The 18,101-nt window shown below is 50.0% G+C and carries 15 protein-coding genes and 1 tRNA gene; 5 read left to right on the top strand and 11 right to left on the bottom strand.

From position 1 onward, the window contains the following. Position 1: 1 nt before the first annotated feature. Entirely contained in the window at positions 2-1,204 is a 1,203-nt protein-coding gene (gene gltS, locus NQ842_RS00265; protein ID WP_014830140.1) for a sodium/glutamate symporter, read from the bottom strand. Positions 1,205-1,428: 224 nt separating this feature from the next. Here gltS and xanP point away from each other — a divergent pair, with 224 nt between their 5' ends. Continuing rightward, positions 1,429-2,820 (top strand): xanthine/proton symporter XanP, encoded by a 1,392-nt coding sequence (xanP, locus tag NQ842_RS00270; RefSeq protein ID WP_014830139.1) that lies wholly within the window; start codon positions 1,429-1,431, stop codon positions 2,818-2,820. 119 nt (positions 2,821-2,939) lie between these two features. Beyond that, complete coding sequence (locus NQ842_RS00275) at positions 2,940-4,619, top strand: AsmA family protein (RefSeq protein WP_257256395.1); 1,680 nt, start codon at positions 2,940-2,942, stop codon at positions 4,617-4,619. Between the two features lie 85 nt (positions 4,620-4,704). Here NQ842_RS00275 and yicI read toward each other — a convergent pair whose 3' ends face one another. Then, on the bottom strand, positions 4,705-7,023 hold the full coding sequence (yicI, locus tag NQ842_RS00280; protein WP_257256396.1) for an alpha-xylosidase: 2,319 nt from the start codon (positions 7,021-7,023) through the stop codon (positions 4,705-4,707). Between the two features lie 328 nt (positions 7,024-7,351). Between yicI and NQ842_RS00285 the strand changes: the two genes are divergently transcribed. After that, positions 7,352-7,446: transfer RNA gene (locus NQ842_RS00285), tRNA-Sec, on the top strand. A 171-nt stretch (positions 7,447-7,617) separates the two neighbouring features. Here NQ842_RS00285 and drt3b read toward each other — a convergent pair. From drt3b to NQ842_RS00305, 4 genes are read right to left on the bottom strand one after another with little or no spacing between them, the layout of a single operon-like run. Continuing rightward, a complete protein-coding gene (drt3b, locus tag NQ842_RS00290; protein ID WP_196372960.1) occupies positions 7,618-9,582 on the bottom strand; it encodes an antiviral reverse transcriptase Drt3b in 1,965 nt (654 codons plus the stop codon). Beyond that, positions 9,566-10,777, bottom strand: coding sequence for an antiviral reverse transcriptase Drt3a (drt3a, locus tag NQ842_RS00295; RefSeq protein ID WP_114519325.1), 1,212 nt, complete (start codon positions 10,775-10,777; stop codon positions 9,566-9,568). Before drt3a ends, drt3b begins: the two co-directional genes overlap by 17 nt. Then, positions 10,777-11,412: an SLATT domain-containing protein gene (locus tag NQ842_RS00300; RefSeq protein ID WP_181870579.1), complete on the bottom strand. Its 636-nt coding sequence runs from the start codon at positions 11,410-11,412 to the stop codon at positions 10,777-10,779. Before NQ842_RS00300 ends, drt3a begins: the two co-directional genes overlap by 1 nt. 22 nt (positions 11,413-11,434) lie before the next feature. After that, positions 11,435-11,626, bottom strand: a complete 192-nt coding sequence (locus tag NQ842_RS00305; protein WP_058683036.1) for a toxin-antitoxin system HicB family antitoxin — start codon at positions 11,624-11,626, stop codon at positions 11,435-11,437. Between the two features lie 125 nt (positions 11,627-11,751). On the opposite strand from NQ842_RS00305, the gene NQ842_RS00310 reads away from it, so the two are divergent. Next, positions 11,752-12,093, top strand: a complete 342-nt coding sequence (locus tag NQ842_RS00310; RefSeq protein WP_045294542.1) for a SymE family type I addiction module toxin — start codon at positions 11,752-11,754, stop codon at positions 12,091-12,093. Between the two features lie 59 nt (positions 12,094-12,152). Beyond that, the gene (locus tag NQ842_RS00315; RefSeq protein WP_047360567.1) at positions 12,153-13,190 is read left to right on the top strand and encodes a virulence RhuM family protein; all 1,038 of its coding nucleotides are present in this window, start codon (positions 12,153-12,155) and stop codon (positions 13,188-13,190) included. On the opposite strand, the gene NQ842_RS00320 is transcribed toward NQ842_RS00315, so the two are convergent. The 5 genes from NQ842_RS00320 to NQ842_RS00340 all read right to left on the bottom strand — a co-directional run bounded on the left by NQ842_RS00320 (position 13,187) and on the right by NQ842_RS00340 (position 17,628). Then, positions 13,187-13,627 carry an acetyltransferase gene (locus NQ842_RS00320; RefSeq protein WP_194516676.1) on the bottom strand — a complete coding sequence of 147 codons (441 nt, stop codon included), beginning with the start codon at positions 13,625-13,627 and terminating at the stop codon, positions 13,187-13,189. The two genes, NQ842_RS00315 and NQ842_RS00320, sit on opposite strands and share 4 nt — an antisense overlap. 535 nt (positions 13,628-14,162) lie before the next feature. After that, positions 14,163-15,161 carry a class I SAM-dependent methyltransferase gene (locus tag NQ842_RS00325; protein ID WP_153908062.1) on the bottom strand — a complete coding sequence of 333 codons (999 nt, stop codon included), beginning with the start codon at positions 15,159-15,161 and terminating at the stop codon, positions 14,163-14,165. Between the two features lie 85 nt (positions 15,162-15,246). Further along, complete coding sequence (locus NQ842_RS00330) at positions 15,247-16,047, bottom strand: GlxA family transcriptional regulator (protein WP_373692666.1); 801 nt, start codon at positions 16,045-16,047, stop codon at positions 15,247-15,249. Between the two features lie 323 nt (positions 16,048-16,370). Further along, positions 16,371-16,853, bottom strand: coding sequence for a hypothetical protein (locus NQ842_RS00335; RefSeq protein ID WP_047360564.1), 483 nt, complete (start codon positions 16,851-16,853; stop codon positions 16,371-16,373). A 1-nt stretch (position 16,854) separates the two neighbouring features. Next, a complete protein-coding gene (locus tag NQ842_RS00340) occupies positions 16,855-17,628 on the bottom strand; it encodes a winged helix-turn-helix domain-containing protein (RefSeq protein ID WP_014830114.1) in 774 nt (257 codons plus the stop codon). Positions 17,629-18,101: the final 473 nt, after the last annotated feature.

The following is an 18,101-nucleotide window of genomic DNA, read 5'->3' on the forward strand; positions in this document are numbered from 1 at the left end:
CTCAGGCAAACATCGGCAGCATCAGGTACAGCTTGATCACCAGCGCGTTGACGATATCAATAAAGAACGCCCCCACCATCGGTACCACCAGAAACGCCATATGCGAAGGCCCGAAACGTTCGGTGATCGCCTGCATATTGGCGATTGCCGTTGGCGTGGCGCCCAGTCCAAATCCACAGTGCCCCGCTGCCAGCACCGCGGCATCGTAGTTTTTGCCCATCATGCGCCAGGTGACGAACATGGCATAGAGCGCCATAAACAGCGCCTGTACCGCCAGAATCGCCACCATCGGCAGCGCCAGCGACGCCAGCTCCCACAGTTTGAGGCTCATCAGGGCCATCGCCAGAAACAGCGACAGACAGACGTTACCCAGCACCGAAACAGCGCGTTCAAACACGCGATAGAAGCCCATCAGGGCCAGACCGTTACTGAGGATCACCCCGATAAACAGCACGCAAACAAAAGTCGGCAGCTCAAAGGCCGTGCCCGCCAGCCATTGCGCAACCGCTTTACCCAGCGTCAGACAGATGGCGATCATAGCAATCGTTTCAATCATCACCAGGGAGGTGATGGTGCGCCCCACGTCCGGCTTTTCAAATGCGGTGGGCACCAGTTCATCATCCGGTCTGCCATCCGGCGTGGTGGAGTGCTTCACCAGATAGCGCGCCACCGGCCCGCCAATCAACCCGCCCAGCACCAGACCAAAGGTGGCGCAGGCCATCGCCACTTCCGTTGCGTTTTCAAAGCCATAGCGTTCGATGAACAGCTTACTCCATGCCGCCCCGGTACCATGCCCGCCAGACAGGGTGATGGATCCGGCCAGCAGGCCCATTAGCGGATCCAGCCCCAGCAGCGTCGCCATACCGATGCCAATGGCGTTTTGCATCAGCAACAGTCCGACGACCACAATCAGGAACACGCCGAGTACTTTGCCCCCTGACCGCAGGCTTGCCAGGTTGGCATTCAGGCCGATGGTGGCGAAGAAGGCCAGCATGAGTGGATCTTTCAGGGACATATCAAAATCGATTTCCCAGCCCATGCTTTTTTTCAGCACCAGCAGGGCCAGCGCCACCAGCAACCCACCGGCAACAGGTTCAGGAATGGTGTATTTTTTCAGAAAGGAAACGCTGTGTACCAGCTTGCGACCAAGCAGTAAAACCAGCGTTGCGGCAACAAGGGTCGACAACGTATCGAGATGAATCATAGGAGGCTCCTTATATGCGCGTGTTCCATACACACGCGGCGTAATCCTGGCCGGTTTGCGCTCGTCATGAGCCACCGGCGCAAAAAGTGTAATTTTTTTTCGCTGTGGGTTGTAGAAAACCTGCTCACAGCGGCAGATTTTCTCCTCTTTTTTTGCTGGCAATCGTTTGCTTTTACCAGATGGTCAGATAAAATGCCCGCTTTTCCACCGTGGGATTACCGTCGATGTCCGTTAACAGCATAGAGTCTCCTGATGCGCAACCGATTGCGCAGAAGCAAAATAGCGAACTGATTTACCGTCTTGAAGACCGCCCACCGCTTCCGCAGACGCTCTTCGCTGCCTGCCAGCATCTTCTGGCCATGTTTGTTGCGGTGATCACCCCGGCGCTGTTGATCTGTCAGGCGCTTGGTTTACCGGCTCAGGATACGCAGCACATCATCAGCATGTCCCTCTTCGCCTCTGGCGTGGCCTCGATTATTCAAATTAAAGCGTGGGGTCCGGTGGGCTCGGGTTTGCTGTCGATTCAGGGCACCAGTTTCAACTTTGTGGCACCGCTGATCATGGGCGGTACGGCACTGAAAACCGGCGGAGCGGATGTCCCGACCATGATGGCGGCGTTGTTCGGCACGCTGATGCTGGCCAGCTGCACGGAGATGGTGATCTCCCGCGTTCTGCACCTGGCTCGCCGCGTCATTACCCCGCTGGTCTCGGGCGTAGTGGTGATGATTATCGGTCTGTCGCTGATCCAGGTGGGGCTGACCTCCATCGGCGGGGGTTATGCCGCGATGAGCGACCACACCTTTGGCGCACCGAAAAACCTGCTGCTGGCTGGTGTGGTACTGGCCATCATTATCCTGCTCAACCGTCAGCGTAACCCGTACCTGCGCGTGGCCTCGCTGGTGATCGCCATGGCGGCCGGTTACCTGCTGGCGTGGGCGCTGGGCATGCTGCCGGAAAACACCGCGCCAACCAACAGCGCGCTGATCACCGTTCCAACGCCACTGTACTACGGCCTGGGCATTGACTGGGGTCTGCTGCTGCCGCTGATGCTGGTCTTTATGATCACCTCCCTGGAGACCATCGGCGATATCACCGCCACCTCCGACGTCTCTGAGCAGCCAGTGTCCGGCCCGCTGTACATGAAGCGCCTGAAAGGCGGCGTACTGGCGAACGGCCTGAACTCGTTTGTCTCCGCCGTATTCAATACCTTCCCGAACTCCTGCTTCGGGCAGAACAACGGCGTGATCCAGCTGACCGGCGTGGCCAGCCGCTACGTTGGGTTTGTGGTGGCACTGATGCTGATCGTCCTTGGCCTGTTCCCGGCGGTGAGTGGCTTTGTGCAGCACATCCCTGAGCCGGTACTGGGCGGTGCAACGCTGGTGATGTTCGGTACCATTGCGGCCTCGGGCGTGCGCATCGTCTCCCGCGAGCCGCTGAACCGCCGCGCGATCATGATTATTGCCCTGTCGCTGGCCGTGGGTCTGGGTGTTTCTCAGCAGCCGCTGATCCTGCAGTTTGCGCCGGACTGGGTGAAAAACCTGCTCTCTTCCGGCATCGCCGCTGGCGGCATCACCGCTATCGTACTGAACCTCGTTTTCCCGCCTGAGAAAAACTGATCGTCCTCACGGCAGGCTGTCAATGCCTGCCGTGACATCTCTTTACACCATTCCCGCCTTGAGGATTGCGCATAAATCGTGCATAACTCCTTTATGTGCGTTTCGCGGGATGGAAGACCATGAAATTTATTGGAAAGCTGCTCGTCTATCTTCTGGTAGCCCTGCTCCTTGTGCTGCTGGCACTTTATATTCTGCTCCAGACCCGCTGGGGTGCGTCACAGGTCAGCAGTTGGGTCACGGTGAACACCGATTACGAACTCAGTTTCGACCTGATGGACCACCGCTTTTCGTCGCCTTCCCACATCCTTCTGGAAAACGTCACCTTTGGCCGTGACGGCCAGCCCGCCACCCTGGTGGCTAAAAAAGTCGATATTGGTCTTGGCAGCCGACAGCTCACCGATCCGCTGCATATGGACACCATCACCCTGGTCGATGGCACGCTGAATCTCTCTCCGCAGACCGCCCCGCTGCCCTTCCAGGCAGACCGTCTGCAGCTGAACAACATGGCCTTTAACAGCCCCAACACGGAGTGGGATTTAAGCGCGCAAAAAGTGACGGGCGGTGTCAGCCCGTGGCAGCCAGAAGCGGGTAACGTGCTGGGTAAAAACGCACAGATCCAGATGAGTGCGGGTTCGCTCACCCTGAACGGCGTACCGGCCACCAACGTGCTGATCCAGGGCCAGCTCAACGGCAAGGAGGTGGTGCTGAACACCATCGGCGCCGATATGGCGCGCGGCTCACTCACCGGCTCCGCCCTGCGCAACGCTGATGGAAGCTGGATCATCGACACCATGCGCCTGAATGAGATCCGCCTGCAGAGCGATAAATCGCTGCTGGATTTCTTTGCGCCGCTCAACACGATCCCCTCTTTGCAGATTGGCCGCCTGGAGGTCACCGACGCGCGCCTGCAGGGGCCAGACTGGGCAGTCACCGACCTGGATCTCAGCCTGCGCAACCTGACGCTGAGTAAAGGAGACTGGCAGAGCCAGGAGGGGCGTTTATCGATGAACGCCAGCGAATTCATTTACGGTTCACTGCATCTGTTCGACCCGATCCTGAATGCGGAATTCTCTTCGCAGGGTGTGGCGCTGCGTCAGTTCACCTCCCGCTGGGAAGGGGGCATGGTGCGCACCTCCGGCAACTGGCTGCGCGACGGTAAAGCGCTGGTACTGGACGATGTCGCCGTCGCCGGGCTGGAGTACACCCTGCCGCAGAACTGGAAAACGCTGTGGATGGATCCGCTGCCGGAATGGCTGAACAGCGTGACGCTGAAGAAATTCGGCCTGAGCCGCAACCTGGTGATCGACATCGATCCGACTTTCCCGTGGCAGATCACCTCTCTCGATGGCTACGGGGCTAACCTGCAGCTGGCCCAGGACCACAAATGGGGCGTGTGGGGCGGCAGCGCCACGCTGAACGGCGCGGCGGCCACCTTTAACCGCGTGGACGTGCGACGTCCATCGCTGGCGCTGAACGCCAACGCCGCCACGGTCAATATTACCGACCTGAGCGCCTTTACCGAAAAAGGCATTCTGGAAGCCACCGCGACGGTTTCACAGCTTGCGCAACGACAGACCACGGTGAGTCTGAATGGGCGCGGCGTACCGCTCAACATCCTGCAGCAGTGGGGCTGGCCTGCGCTGCCGGTGAGCGGCGACGGTAATATTCAGCTGACTGCCAGCGGTAGCGTGCAGGCGACTGCCCCGCTGAAGCCGACGGTAAATGGCAAGCTGAGCGCGGTGAATATGGATAAACAGCAGGTTCAGCAAACCATGACGGGTGGTGTGGTTTCACAATGAATAAGCCAGGTAGCGGCTACGCGGTTTTGGTTCCCTCTCCCTGTGGGAGAGGGTCAGGGTGAGGGCATCAGACCGCACAATACACTTAAAGGTGAACCACCACCTCATCCCCCTCCGCGTTCACCACCACGCCCCACTCGCTGCTCGCGTATGCGCCACCTTTCACACCGCTCACCTTCTGCACGTTGCGCAAGCAGACAGACCAGTTCCGCGCTTCACCCGCGCCGCTAAGGGTTATGGTGTCGCCCTGGCGTGACGCCTTCAACGTAAACGCCACGGAGCCGTCAGCCGCAGGCACTTCACTCACCGCCGTTGCGCCCTCATCCAGGTAAAACAACTGGAAGGCCGCACCCTCATTCCAGGCGTAGTCCGGCTTCTGCTTGTTATTGCCCAGCGCCAGCAAGGTATTGTCGCGTACATAAACCGGCAGGCTCATGAAATCGTGCTGCTGCTTATGCCAGCGGCAGCCCTGAACCTCATCGTTGTGCCACAAGTGCGTCCAGCGACCTTCCGGCAGGTAAAACTGCTCCTCACCCGCCTCAGAGAACACCGGCGCCACCATCAAGGCATCCCCCAGCATGTACTGACGGTCGAGATAGTCACACGCCGGATCGTCCGGGAATTCCAGCATCATCGCCCGCAGCATCGGCGTGCCATACTCGCGAGCCAGCGCGGCCTGACGATAGAGGTACGGCATCAGCTGGCATTTCAGCTGCGTAAAGTGGCGCACCACGTCGCAGGACTCATCATCGTACGCCCACGGCACCCGGTAGGATTTGCTCCCGTGCAGGCGGCTGTGGCTGGAGAACAGCCCGAACGCGCACCAGCGTTTGTAGACGTGCGCCGGGGCGGTATTTTCGAACCCACCGATATCGTGGCTCCAGAACCCGAAGCCGGACAGACCAATCGACAGGCCGCCGCGCAGGCTTTCCGCCATTGATTCATAGTTGGCATAGCAGTCGCCACCCCAGTGCACCGGGAACTGCTGCGCGCCGACGGACGCCGAACGGGCAAACAGCACCGCCTCTTCCTCGCCCACCGTCTCTTTCAGCACGTTCCACACCAGTTCGTTATAGATGAAGGCGTAGTGATTGTGCATCTTCTGCGGATCGGATCCGTCAAACCACTGCACATCCGTCGGGATACGCTCGCCGAAGTCGGTTTTGAAGCAGTCGACGCCGATATCCACCAGGCCTTTCAGCTTATCGGCGTACCACCGGCACGCGTCCGGGTTAGTGAAGTCGTAAATCGCCAGCCCGGGCTGCCATTTGTCCCACTGCCACACGCTGCCATCCGGGCGTTTCAGCAGGAAGCCTTTCTCTTTCAGCTCGTTAAACACCGGCGATTTCTGGCCGATGTACGGGTTGATCCACACGCAGATCTTCAGCCCTTTCTCTTTCAGGCGGCGGATCATCCCTTCCGGGTCCGGGAAGGTCACCGGGTCCCACTCAAAATCACACCACTGGAAGGCCTTCATCCAGAAGCAGTCGAAGTGGAAGACGTGCAGCGGCAGGTCGCGCTCAGCCATGCCGTCGATAAAGCGGTTTACCGTCGCTTCGTCGTAGTTGGTGGTAAACGAGGTGGTGAGCCACAGCCCGAACGACCACGCAGGCGGCAGCGCCGGACGACCAGTGAACTGCGTGTAGCGGTCCAGGACCGCTTTCGGCGTCGGCCCGTCGATCACAAAATACTCCAGATATTCGCCCTCGACGCTGAACTGCACTTTGGAGACCTTCTCCGAGCCGATTTCAAACGACACATTTTCCGGATGGTTGACCAGCACGCCGTAGCCGCGGTTGGTGAGATAGAACGGAATATTTTTGTAGGACTGCTCGGTGCTGGTGCCGCCGTCGCGGTTCCAGGTATCGACCTGCTGACCGTTGCGCACCAGGGCGGTAAAGCGCTCACCGAGGCCATAGACCGTTTCCCCGACGCCCAGATCCAGACGTTCGAACAGATAGTTGCGATTCGTGTTGCTGTCCTGCACGTAGCCGTTGTTTTTCAGTTCACTGCCGGTGATCCGCTGGCCGTTACGCATAAAATCGAGCGCCCAGAACTCGCCTTTGGTGACGCGCACGCTGAGATTACCGCTTTTCAGCTCGGCGTATTCGGCGTTATTTACCGTCTCGACCCGCACGTCCTTAAGCACGTTGAGCGGATAGTGCGGGCCTTTGTCCTGCGCCCCCTGGAAGTGTTCGATGCGCACCCCGACAATCCCTTCCTGCGGTGCGAAGAGCCGGACGGTGAACATCAACGTATCGAGCTGCCACGCACGTTCCCGGACGTCGCGTGGAGCCACGTACACCACCAGGTCATTGCCCTGCTGCTCCACGTCGAACACCTGGACCGGATACGTCACGGTCAGGCCAGGTTGAATAAGCCAGTTTCCATCACTGATTTTCATACTTTCGTCCTCCTGGTTCTGTAATCCTCTGCTGGCCGTCAGGTGCCTGCCGTGTGGCGATACGGGCACTGAGACCGGTTACAGAGGTTTTAAACTATTGTTTCAGGAGCGAGTATTGCGTTTTCTGGTTAGCAAATTACGTTTCTTGTTTTTTGTGATCGGGGTAAATGTCGCGGAGCACGAAATGCTAACCTGAGGATTTTCTTAAGAATTAACTGAAATGGGGGTGTTCAGGTCAAAAGAGAGGTGAAAAAAGTGTGTCGGGGTATGTGGTAAATGTCTGAAAGTAGCTATAATGCGCCCCGCCTCCATGTAGCAATGCAGGCGCGGAAGATCGTCATCTCCGGTGAGGTGGCTGGACTTCAAATCCAGTTGGGGACGCCAGCGTTCCCGGGCAGGTTCGACTCCTGTGATCTTCCGCCAATAATGTTCTAAGATAAGCATACCAATCTCAGTCCACATAAGCTGAAAATAGCAGGCACTGAATACGAGTTGTTTGTGTGTGTGCTCCATGAAGAGCTCATCAGTAATAAACATATCAACTGAGTATTAGGCTCTCGTATTGTAAACGCACCTGCAAAAATAATACTACAATTACTCGTATGCTGATTTCAACTCTTTTTTAAGTAATAAACGCTCAATACTAACACCATCACTACTCCAATCAACAAACCAGTCCGATAATGATAGTATCTTTAATTCTCGTCCCAGTTCGGAGGCAGTCATTTTCATATCAAACTCGTTAATTGACACTGTTTGGATGATTTTTTTCTTTAAACCTTTACTTAGATAGGGGCATGCCATGAGATCTAAAAATAAATGTGCAGATTCAGAATATATACTGCACTTATATTTTGTTAATTTATTTATCGCGATTTGAATTGATTTGTTATATAAATCCATGTATTTGTCATTATTTTTAATATAATACAGTATTGATATAATATGGAAATAATTCATATCCTCAATCGCAGCTAGTTCACAGTCAAACAAAAACCAGCAAATTTCTTGTGATGTCAGTTCGTTATGGATTTCACCCAAGCTGCCAAAAACTATAACCAAATTAATTAATTCAATACCTTGTGGACTTGCTTCATGACCATTTTTTATTATGAAAATAAGCTCATCCTGTATTTTTTTTAGAATGTCCGTCTTATATTCATACGATAGATTAATTGCGATTCTGTAACACAAAATAGAGATCTGACTTATTAAAAAAGTGCTTCTTACTCTTTTATCCATAGAGTAAACAAAAAAGGCAACATCGGTGATCACCTTAACAAACTTTGTAATATTTTCACTTTGCTCCTCATCTAAATCTTTTGTATATTGTAGAACTTCATGCAGTTTATTTTTTACTGTCGTAAAAAAATATCCAACGATACTTTCAAATTTTGTATCGTTTTTTATGACTATTGCTTTTATATCGCGAATGAGCTTATTTGCAGCGAGACCCGGATTCTTATTATATTTGATAAACGTCACCTTATCATCATCGAAGTCAGCATCGGAATCTTCTTTTTTATTTTTCCTCGATTCATCAAAGGTATCGAATAATCTGCTGAATACATCTTGCAGATCTTTTTTAGCCATAGATGTACCAGTTAAAAAAGGTGCATCGAAGTATTCAATTTTAGATTCATTTAGAAATAGCTTTATCTTTTCAAGCTCACATTTGAAAGAAGTTAGAATTTCCATACCAATTTTTTCGTCATTATAGAACAAAAAATAATCATCAACATAGCGACGAACTTCAAAATCAGTATTTTTATTTTCTAAATAGACATTTTTATCAATTTTCTGGAGTATTATTTCAGCGAAAATTCTACTTATTTCAGGGCCTATTAAGATACCATCATTTCTACCAAAATTTGCCGACTCCATTAGGTGTATAAATCTATTTTCGAAATTTTGCGCCCCTCTATTAGTTTTAGCATAATTTTCATCTTTTACACATTCAGCCAAACGACGGGTCGAAATATTATCAAAACATTTAGATATATCAAACTTGAGAAGTTTTTTATACTTCTTCTCTAGCCGATGAAATTCATATGAATCATAAAACTTATATAAGAAAGAGTATTTTTTATACACAAAAAAAGAACTAGCATATTTGAAACCACGTACTTCATCGTTATTATAGGTTTCAACATCCTCGTCCTTTAAGCCATTTTCTTTTAATTTTAAGCTCGGCTCGTAATACCAACTTGCAACATCGGTTGGAGCTCTTAATGAGTATTTACTTCGTAAAGTTAAATGGCAAATCAGCGAACTGTACTTTTTATAGAATGCAACAAAATCTTTTTGATTTGAGGGGTGCATTAAATACAAAGTCCTTGTATCGCTACCAATTTTGATAATTTTGTAATTTAGTGGGTACGTTTCCCTACCCTCCTGAAATAGAAAGCAAAGCATTTTACTTTGATTAAAGATCGTGTCTTTTTTATTATAAAAGCCTTCGTTATTCAAAATAACAGGAATTTCATAAGGTAATAATTCTGTCAAAAGAATTCGGTTGTAGTTATTTTTGTCTATAGCCTGCTTACTTGCTTTTTTCATATATATATTCCCTATCCCAACAAGATTTTATTTTATTGAAATCTTCAACATCAATTTCGTGTACGACCCTAGAATGAAATCCCTTTGCAAAATAGTGTTTCCGAGGAATGGATTTTAATTTAGCAAGAGTTCCAGAAGATAATCCACTTGGAATAAAGCCTTTATTTGAAGTAGCTATTCTCATCAAAAATCTATCCAACTCACTAATTTGGGAATGATCATTGATTGCACTGTTATTATAATAAAAGCCAGCTAAAAGATTTTTCTTATTATCTTGCGTAGTATTTATAATATAATTACCAGTCAGAAACTGTATACGAAGTTCAAATAACTCAATATCTTTATTTTTAAAAAAATCAAGATAAGTGAGTATAATTCTAGTCTTTATCTTCTTTATACGCTTGTTAGAAATTTTTATTAACACGTTGTTTTTAGAATGTATCTCATGCATGTAACCTAAAAAAGTAATACATTGTTTGTTTTTGTATAACAGTGCAGAACTATATTTATGGGTTTTATTTTTATTCAAACACAACCCTAACTTACTTAGTTCTTTCTCTATATGTGAAATATTAATTTCATCATCATGTGTGAATATTACAAAATCATCTACATATCTAGCGTAAAAATAAACGCCAGGCATTCTTCTAATTTCTTCGTCAAATTTCCTTACAAACAATTCACCTAACGTCGAGCAAAAACTAATACCTCTTGGAATTCCAATGCTTCCTTTAGAGTTCCCGAGGACTTGTTCAATCACAGCAATATGTCTTAAATCTAAAAGTTTATCTTCTTTTAATTTCCTGATAACTCTGTCGCAATTTATAGATTCATAAAAATCTTTAACATCCCCTTTTATTATATAAAAGGGACTAGTCTCCGTCAGTAGAGCATTTATTTGTTGCGTAATTATATCTCTATTGGATTGTTTTACTTTATATAATCTTTTTAAAGTTTTATTTATATATCTTGAATAATATAGACTTGCAATAGTTTGTACTTTGAAAATAGTCTTACCTTTTATATCATATGAAAAGATATCGTCAAAGTTATGGCTTTTACTATTTATTAAATCGATAGCTTCTTTAAATGAACTTAAATACTCTTCTTTATTTCTGCCGAGTTTATACCGGATAATATCTTTTAATGATGTCATCCTTAGAAAAACTTGAGGATTGATGCGCTGATCTAGCATTATATCACCAATAACTGTTGTAAAACATGCCAAATCCAATAGACTGACACTAAATTAATAAAAATATAAAAATATCCAATTAATGAAATATTAAATAAGAAAGCAATTATATCTTTGAAAGGAGAGGTGAGAGAACATTTTTTTAAATTATCTTTTATTTTTTGCGCAGTTCTATCAATATCACAATGGTTATCATACCCTTTTAATACTTGAGCGTACTCTTCACAAAACCCTTTATATTCAAGATATTCTTGATGCGTAAAGTCCTTATTTACTGTTTTTTCCGAAGCTTTATAAGAGAATATCTTGCTGTAATGATTTAATTTTTGAGCACATTCATGCATTTTCTCTGCTCTAACCGCATATTTACAATTGGTGATGATTATTGACAAAGCAAGTAATAATATTGGGATGCAAAGCTGACCTATATTAATATAATCCGCAACAATGACTTTACTTTTAACCAACTCAATTGTTATTGATGTAATAATCAATGAAGAAGAAGCAACTATTAGCGCTAAATTTGAGGATTTATCATGGAAATCTAAACGCCTGTGGGCATTAAATCTAAAATTTGCGGTACTTATCGCAGATTTTTTTAACATCTCAAAATGTTTACTTTTTTTATCGCTCATATTATCTTCTTTTCGTGTAGAATTAACCATTAGGAATAATACCTTTCCTCAGCAGTTCTTTTCTTGCTAAGTTTTTCAACCAATGAGCAAGACTCACCCCTTCCTCAGCCGCCACGGCATCCAACTGCTCCTTCAATGCCGGATCAATACGCATCTTAAATTGCGGGGACTGCCCACCGCCTTTTGGTTTTTTTTCGCGCGATATGATTGACATGAGGCCACCTATCCATCTACTCTGAGCCATATAGGAGGCCACCTAACCCTCCTCTACAAGCAACGCTCCGATGTGCGGGAACACAACAGGAGCGTCTAACCTCACCAACTATCAAGGAGTTGATTATGGCTGATTCGCATTCTACCCCAGACACCGACCAATCCGGAACCGAGCGTTCGTTAATTGTGGGATATCGCCCGAATGTTTTCGACAAATCCACGCCCAATATCATTCTGTCAGGCAAATGGCTACGCGCGGCAGGGTTTGAAACCGGACATCAAGTGACCGTAAAGGTGATGAAAGGATGCATCGTTCTGGTGGCGTATAACGAGCAGGAGCAGAGGTTGCAGGATGATTATAAACAGACGAAAGCAAAGCTCACTGAGATAGAGGACGCGCTTGCGGCGATCCAAGCTCAGCATCATGGAAAGCGCCTCGCAAAATCAAATACAAACCACCTGGCTTAGCGGCTGTTTCTGGCATACTACACGCTGGTAAGGTTAATGACTCAAAAGAGAGAGGCGACATGGCAGATCAAAACGTAATCCACTCTCCGGCTGGCGAATTTATTATGTTTGCCAGCGATGATGGAACTGTTCGCATCACATGTCGCTTTGAACATGAAACGCTCTGGCTGTCGCAAGCAGCCATAGCGGCTCTTTATCAGGTCACTCCTCAAGCCATTACACAGCATATTAAAGCTATTTACGAAGAGGGTGAGCTTGAACAAAAAGCAACTTGTAAGGCTTACTTACAAGTTCAGCAAGAAGGTCAGCGCAAGGTTAATCGCAACACACTTCACTATAGCCTGCCCGTCATTCTCGCCATCGGCTATCGCGTCCGCTCCACGCGAGGGACACAGTTCCGCCAGTGGGCTACCCAAACGCTGCAGGAATATCTGGTAAAAGGCTTCGTTATGGACGACGAGCGCCTGAAAAACCCGCCAGTGGGATCATCCGCCGTACCTGACTATTTCGATGAAATGCTGGAACGCATTCGCGATATACGGGCCAGCGAACGCCGGATTTATCTCCGTGTGAGGGAGATTTTTGCATTAGCCGCTGACTATCAGCCGTCACTCAAAGAAACCACGCAATTCTTCCAGACCATCCAGAATAAACTGCATTTTGCCTGCACCGGCCTTACCGCCGCTGAGTTGATTCACCAGCGTGCGGACGCCACGCAACCGTATATGGGGCTGACCAGCTATAAAGGCGAAGAAGTCCGTAAAAGCGATGTCACCACAGCAAAAAATTATCTGTCTCAGGATGAAGTCAGCGAACTAAATCGTGTCGTTAATATGTGGCTCGACTTTGCTGAAGATCAGGCCAAACGCCGCAAGCAGGTATTTTTACGAGACTGGCAAACCAAACTCGATCAGTTCCTGCAATTTAACGACCGGGACGTTTTAGAAGGCGCAGGCAAAATCAGCAAAAAAGCGGCGGATGAAAAGGCGTGCTCAGAATACATCGAGTATGAAAAGAAGCAGCGCCTGCTGAAAGAAGCCGAGGGTGAGAAAGATATTGTCGGCTTATTAAAATGGGATAAGCAGGCTAAGCGCTAATCCCGATTCAACCGCATATGCAACAGCGGAAACGGATTCCCCTGCCCATCAACCTCTGAGCGGCCGACCTGCGCAAACCCCATATGGCGATAAAACGCGACGCCCTGCGGATTTTGCTCATTCACATCCACTTCGTTTGCGCCAAACTCTGTGATGGCATAGTGCAGCAGTAATTTCCCGACGCCCTTTCCCCGGCTCGCATCATCAACAAACAGCATTTCAATGCGGTTTTCATCCACGCCTAAAAAGCCGTGGATAACACCTGCATCATCGCGGGCCATCACGACGGTGAGGTTTGGCAGATACGCGTTGAGCAATAGCGGGCGCAGAGCCGCGATATCGCTTTCCTGTAAAAAGTGATGGGTGGCGCGAACGGAGGATTCCCAGATGGCGACCAGGCGTTCGAAGTGTGAGGGATGTGCGGTTTCTATTTTCATGGGGGGATCATGTTTGGAAAACCGAACTAATGCAAGTCACTCTGTGCGTGCTGCTCCCCCTTACCCCAACCCTCTCCCACAGGGCTGAGGGTTCCCCACAAAATAATACCTGCACGGAGGACCCCCTCTCCCTTGAGGGAGAGCGTTGGGGTGAGGGGGAACATATGGCTGTAGAGGTAATTCCGTTCACTTTATGTTTCTTGCTACTCTGTAACGACATAACCCGTGAACGTGCCAGGGTGGCTCAGTCGCCACCACCCTGGCGACCCGGGCTCCCGGCGGTAAATCGCCGCTTCGCGGTGCCCTCGGCTTATTCCTTCCGGCTTATCGGGGACGGGCGGAGGTAACATCCCTGTAAATCCGCCCTCTCGGCGCATCCATGCGCCTCGCCCCGGCCTGCAGGAAACGCCTCAGCGATTTACAGCCGGACCAGGGCGTCGCTGTAAGTCATTAATTTCCCTGAAACAACTTTCGTCGCTTTCGGTAAAAAATTACTGGGGATCCCTCAACCCACAGGGAGAGAGAACCGTTCGCGCTAAACCCTCACCTCCATCACCGCATACACCCCATCCTTTGGCACCACCACGGTGACATTCTCCACCGGCACGCCCGCCGCGAGGTGGATATCCTGCAACTGCTGCAACGACCTGGGGTGGATGTCCTCCCAGCCGATACCACGCAGCACAAAGTCGATCTGCGGGCTGCTGGTCAGCATATTCGACACAATCACCGCCCCGCCGGGCTTCACCAGCCGCAGCGCGCGCTGCAGGAAAGTCACCGCATCGGCATCGCTGAAGTATTCGAATATGCCCAGCGCGTCGACCAGTTCGGCCTGATGCTCGCCCAGCTCCAGCAGTAAATCGTCGTTACGCACCAGCGTATGTAGCAGGTTGCGCCTGAGCAGGGTCAGCTGTTCGCCCACCACCAGCCCCTCCTGCGCGGCCATGGTCTCGGCCCAGCTCAGCGCGACGGGGTCTTTATCTACCAGCGTCAGGTACACCTGTTGGCCGTCGAGCTTTGCGTTACGCAGCGCCTCCAGCACGGGAATGGCCGCCCCGCTGGCCAGGCTCACCCAGTTGTTCTCACTCTCGTTGTGGATGTACTTCTCTACCAGCGCGGCCAGCACTTTTGCGCGGGAACGCACGCCAATGGCGTCGTTAGCGTGGATAAACCACTGGCGGCTGTCGCTGTCCATTTTCGTGCCTTCGGGGAGGCGGTCTTCCAGCGGGTTTTGCACCACAAACAACGCCAGTGCGGTGGGAACCAGCCGGGCGCGCCACGCGAGAAGCGCAGGCCGGTTGCGAAAAGCCTGTTCGGAGTAACGGTTCTGCGGGACAAGCACCGCCTGCCCCCCTTCTTCATATTCAATCAACGGGGGACGCAGCGCCGGGTCGGCTTTCAGGGCCCGGTCAAGCGCGTTGATCTCCCGGGCAGTGTCGTCTTTCATCGGCCACTGGTCGCTGACGTCAGGAAATGAGGCGCTGAAAATGGTCATATTTCCCGGTGCGCTGCCGTGAAAAGGCTGCCAGTTCATGTCATCGTCCCCCCGTTGGGCTTTTAACGGAAGTCTATCCAGGCATGCCAGTAATGCCCTACGAAGAAAGCACGAAATCGGGGCATTAGCTCTGCGACGCGCGCCATACCCCAGGCGTACAGCCGTACTCAAGCTGGAAATGACGAATAAAATGGGCGCAGTCGCTAAAGCCCATCCGCCGGGCAATGTCCGTGACGCTTTGTTGCGAGTTCTTCAGCAGCCAGCAGGCATAGCGCAGTCTGGCGCTGCGGATAAATTCACGTGCCGTTTTCCCAAACTCGGCGTGAAACAGGCGATTAAGCTGACGCTCGCTCAGCTTGACGTCCTGAGCCAGCCCGGCGGCGCTGAGCGGGCGCGTCAGGTACTGTTCGATGATCATGACCGCCCTGCGCAACCGCGAGTCCGGAATAAGGGCGATATTGGCAGGCCGTGGCGTCGCGACAGCGTGCGGAGAGAGCGATAAACGGCGTGACGTGGTGGCAGCAATATCGTCGCCCGCATGGGCGCGGATCAGGGCCGTGGTCAACGTCAGCGTCGAGATCCCGCCCGGACAGGTCAGCACATCGCCTTCATCGATAAAATCCAGCCCCTGCTCGGCATACACCTGCGGAAACCGTTGCGTGAAGACGTCATGATGACAGGGATGGATCGAGGCGCGGCGTTCATTCAGCAATCCCTCTTCCGCAAGGATAAAGCTGCCGGTGCCTATCCCGATCAGCGGAATATTGTTGTGATGCGCCTCCGCAAGAAATAACCGGTCGCCAGAATGCCCCTTATCAAGATGCGCCAGGCTTCCGCCGATCACGGCAATATAGTCGAATTCACCCGGTGTAAGATGGGCGGCTTCAGGCTGCACGCTAATACCGGCGTTGCTGGTAATGGACAACGCCGGGTTCGTGCTTATCAGACTGAGTTTAAACGCTATTTTTTGTCGGGATTGTTGAACACAGGACGCCGTACGTAGCGCCTCCATTAACCCCGATAACGCTAATAACGAAAATTGAGGCCACAGGAGTAAACCTACGTGCAGGGGTTTATTTCGCGCAGACGCAAGCCTGCATGAGTCATCAATTAAAGTTTTCATTACCTTGCCAAAAATTATAATTACATTATCGCAACATTTTTGTCGCTATTATATTCCTTTAAGATATTTCTTAGCGGTTAAATGAAGTATAAATGATGACCACAAAACAGCAAAGCTTTTCCCCCTCACCCCTCCGTTTTTGAGGTATGGCACACATAGGTCGGTAACGTCCCCAGAATGAATAAATAATTATCATTCTGCTGTTTCTTAATTCGCATATAAATACTTTCGTTTGGGTAGATGAAAAATAACGGCTCGTATTTCTCCAGCCAGCTGTCGCTGACATCATCATCCGGGAACTTGATATTGCGGACAGACGTCAGGTAATAGACGTTATCTTTGCGCTCCACCTGAAAGAATATTTTACGATTAAAGATTTTCGCTGGATCGCTCTTCACCCGGCCGTTCATGCTGAGCGTACCGTTTTTACCGTCCACCGTATAATTTAGCCACAGGGTCAGCGTCTCATCAGGATGATGCTGAATAAAGTTCACCTGACAGGCAAAAGGCGGGATGTAATAACGTTGCCACAGATAATAGCCAGCGATCAACGTCCCCACCAGCAGGCACAGACAGAGCGTTAACAGCGTTTGACGGTAACGAGCCATATTAATGATCCTGAATAAAGTAATCTGACATACAACGGTTTGGTTCCGTCATTGCCCTGTCACAGCGGATCACTGAAGCGCGTGGCAACAGGGTATATCCACTGATATAGACCCAGGGGTAGCTGCTGCATTCATCCTTAAAGGGCGCTGCATAGGAGAGCGCTTTATCCCTGTCATGCGGCGTCTCGATATCGCGGGCAAAATAGAGCCGACACTCGCCCATCATCGTGGTGAAGCGATAACCGTCCACAAAATAGTTGTCATGCGCCCGGCTATGGCTGATGACCACCACGCTAATAAATAGCAGCAACCCCAGCAGCACGCCCGGCAGCCAGATGCGACGTTTAACAGCCGGGGCGACAGGTTGCGGCACGCTAACCTCTTCCTGCACGGTCTGAACCGGCGCGTCTGGCTCTGCTGAGGGCAACTGTGTCTCTTTAATCGTAATTTGCGTATCACTGGCCAGCGTCAGGCCAATACGCGGGATGGTGACGATCGGATCGGTTTCAAATCCCACTTTTTTCAGCCCTTTACGCAGAATAGAGATATTCTGGTAATAGGTATTCGGCGACACCATCATTCCCCGACGCTGCCAGACAATGTCCATACACTCCTGCTGGGTGACAATACTTCCGGCTCTTTCAATTAATAACAGCAAACAGCGTCCGGCAGGAGAGTTTAATACCACCACCTGCTCAGGATTATTGAGATCGCGTAATGTGCTGGCCGCAGGATGAAACTCCACGACGCCATTGATGATATAATACTTATGCATAAGACTCGCTTAATACCTCCTGATTACGCCGGTTTAAGGATTAATGTGACGGATAAACCCCCTTCTGTATATCCTGGCGCCTGGCGAAAAATCTTATTTTCATATTTTCTTAATCGCTTATCTGAAGTTCTCTTAACTTTCATTTCAGACTTAAGAAGCCCCGCAGATACGGTAAGAATGCCTCATAGCGCATGCTTCTCCTGAGACTTGACACTGACAAAACTCGACAAAAAGGTGAATTGAACGCTTTAGCCATCCATGTCTGAATTATTCAGAGCCATTAATTCACTTTTTCCGATGAAAGCAGAAAAGACGCGGCCTGAGAGCAAATCACCCAATACTCACCCGGCCTGAATACGCTGGTAAAATTAACAGTTTCACTGTGAAATTGTTATCAGGCGTAAGTAACAAGGCCGTATTCCTGACACCATCAGACAATTTCCTTACAAAACATTTATTAAAGCCAACTTTTC

Origin of the sequence: Enterobacter cloacae complex sp. R_G8 (assembly GCF_024599795.1) — a bacterium.
In the GTDB taxonomy this organism is placed as follows: domain Bacteria; phylum Pseudomonadota; class Gammaproteobacteria; order Enterobacterales; family Enterobacteriaceae; genus Enterobacter; species Enterobacter dissolvens.

Excerpts from the sequence above, each read along its gene's own strand:
- NQ842_RS00300 (WP_181870579.1), bottom strand. The coding sequence starts at position 11,412 with ATGAGCGATAAAAAAAGTAAACATTTTGAGATGTTAAAAAAATCTGCG.
- yicI (WP_257256396.1), bottom strand. The coding sequence starts at position 7,023 with ATGAAAATCAGTGATGGAAACTGGCTTATTCAACCTGGCCTGACCGTG.
- NQ842_RS00335 (WP_047360564.1), bottom strand. The coding sequence starts at position 16,853 with ATGGCTCGTTACCGTCAAACGCTGTTAACGCTCTGTCTGTGCCTGCTG.
- xanP (WP_014830139.1), top strand. The coding sequence starts at position 1,429 with ATGTCCGTTAACAGCATAGAGTCTCCTGATGCGCAACCGATTGCGCAG.
- gltS (WP_014830140.1), bottom strand. The coding sequence starts at position 1,204 with ATGATTCATCTCGATACGTTGTCGACCCTTGTTGCCGCAACGCTGGTT.
- NQ842_RS00315 (WP_047360567.1), top strand. The coding sequence starts at position 12,153 with ATGGCAGATCAAAACGTAATCCACTCTCCGGCTGGCGAATTTATTATG.
- NQ842_RS00310 (WP_045294542.1), top strand. The coding sequence starts at position 11,752 with ATGGCTGATTCGCATTCTACCCCAGACACCGACCAATCCGGAACCGAG.
- drt3b (WP_196372960.1), bottom strand. The coding sequence starts at position 9,582 with ATGAAAAAAGCAAGTAAGCAGGCTATAGACAAAAATAACTACAACCGA.
- NQ842_RS00340 (WP_014830114.1), bottom strand. The coding sequence starts at position 17,628 with ATGCATAAGTATTATATCATCAATGGCGTCGTGGAGTTTCATCCTGCG.
- NQ842_RS00320 (WP_194516676.1), bottom strand. The coding sequence starts at position 13,627 with ATGAAAATAGAAACCGCACATCCCTCACACTTCGAACGCCTGGTCGCC.
- NQ842_RS00325 (WP_153908062.1), bottom strand. The coding sequence starts at position 15,161 with ATGAACTGGCAGCCTTTTCACGGCAGCGCACCGGGAAATATGACCATT.
- NQ842_RS00305 (WP_058683036.1), bottom strand. The coding sequence starts at position 11,626 with ATGTCAATCATATCGCGCGAAAAAAAACCAAAAGGCGGTGGGCAGTCC.
- NQ842_RS00275 (WP_257256395.1), top strand. The coding sequence starts at position 2,940 with ATGAAATTTATTGGAAAGCTGCTCGTCTATCTTCTGGTAGCCCTGCTC.
- drt3a (WP_114519325.1), bottom strand. The coding sequence starts at position 10,777 with ATGCTAGATCAGCGCATCAATCCTCAAGTTTTTCTAAGGATGACATCA.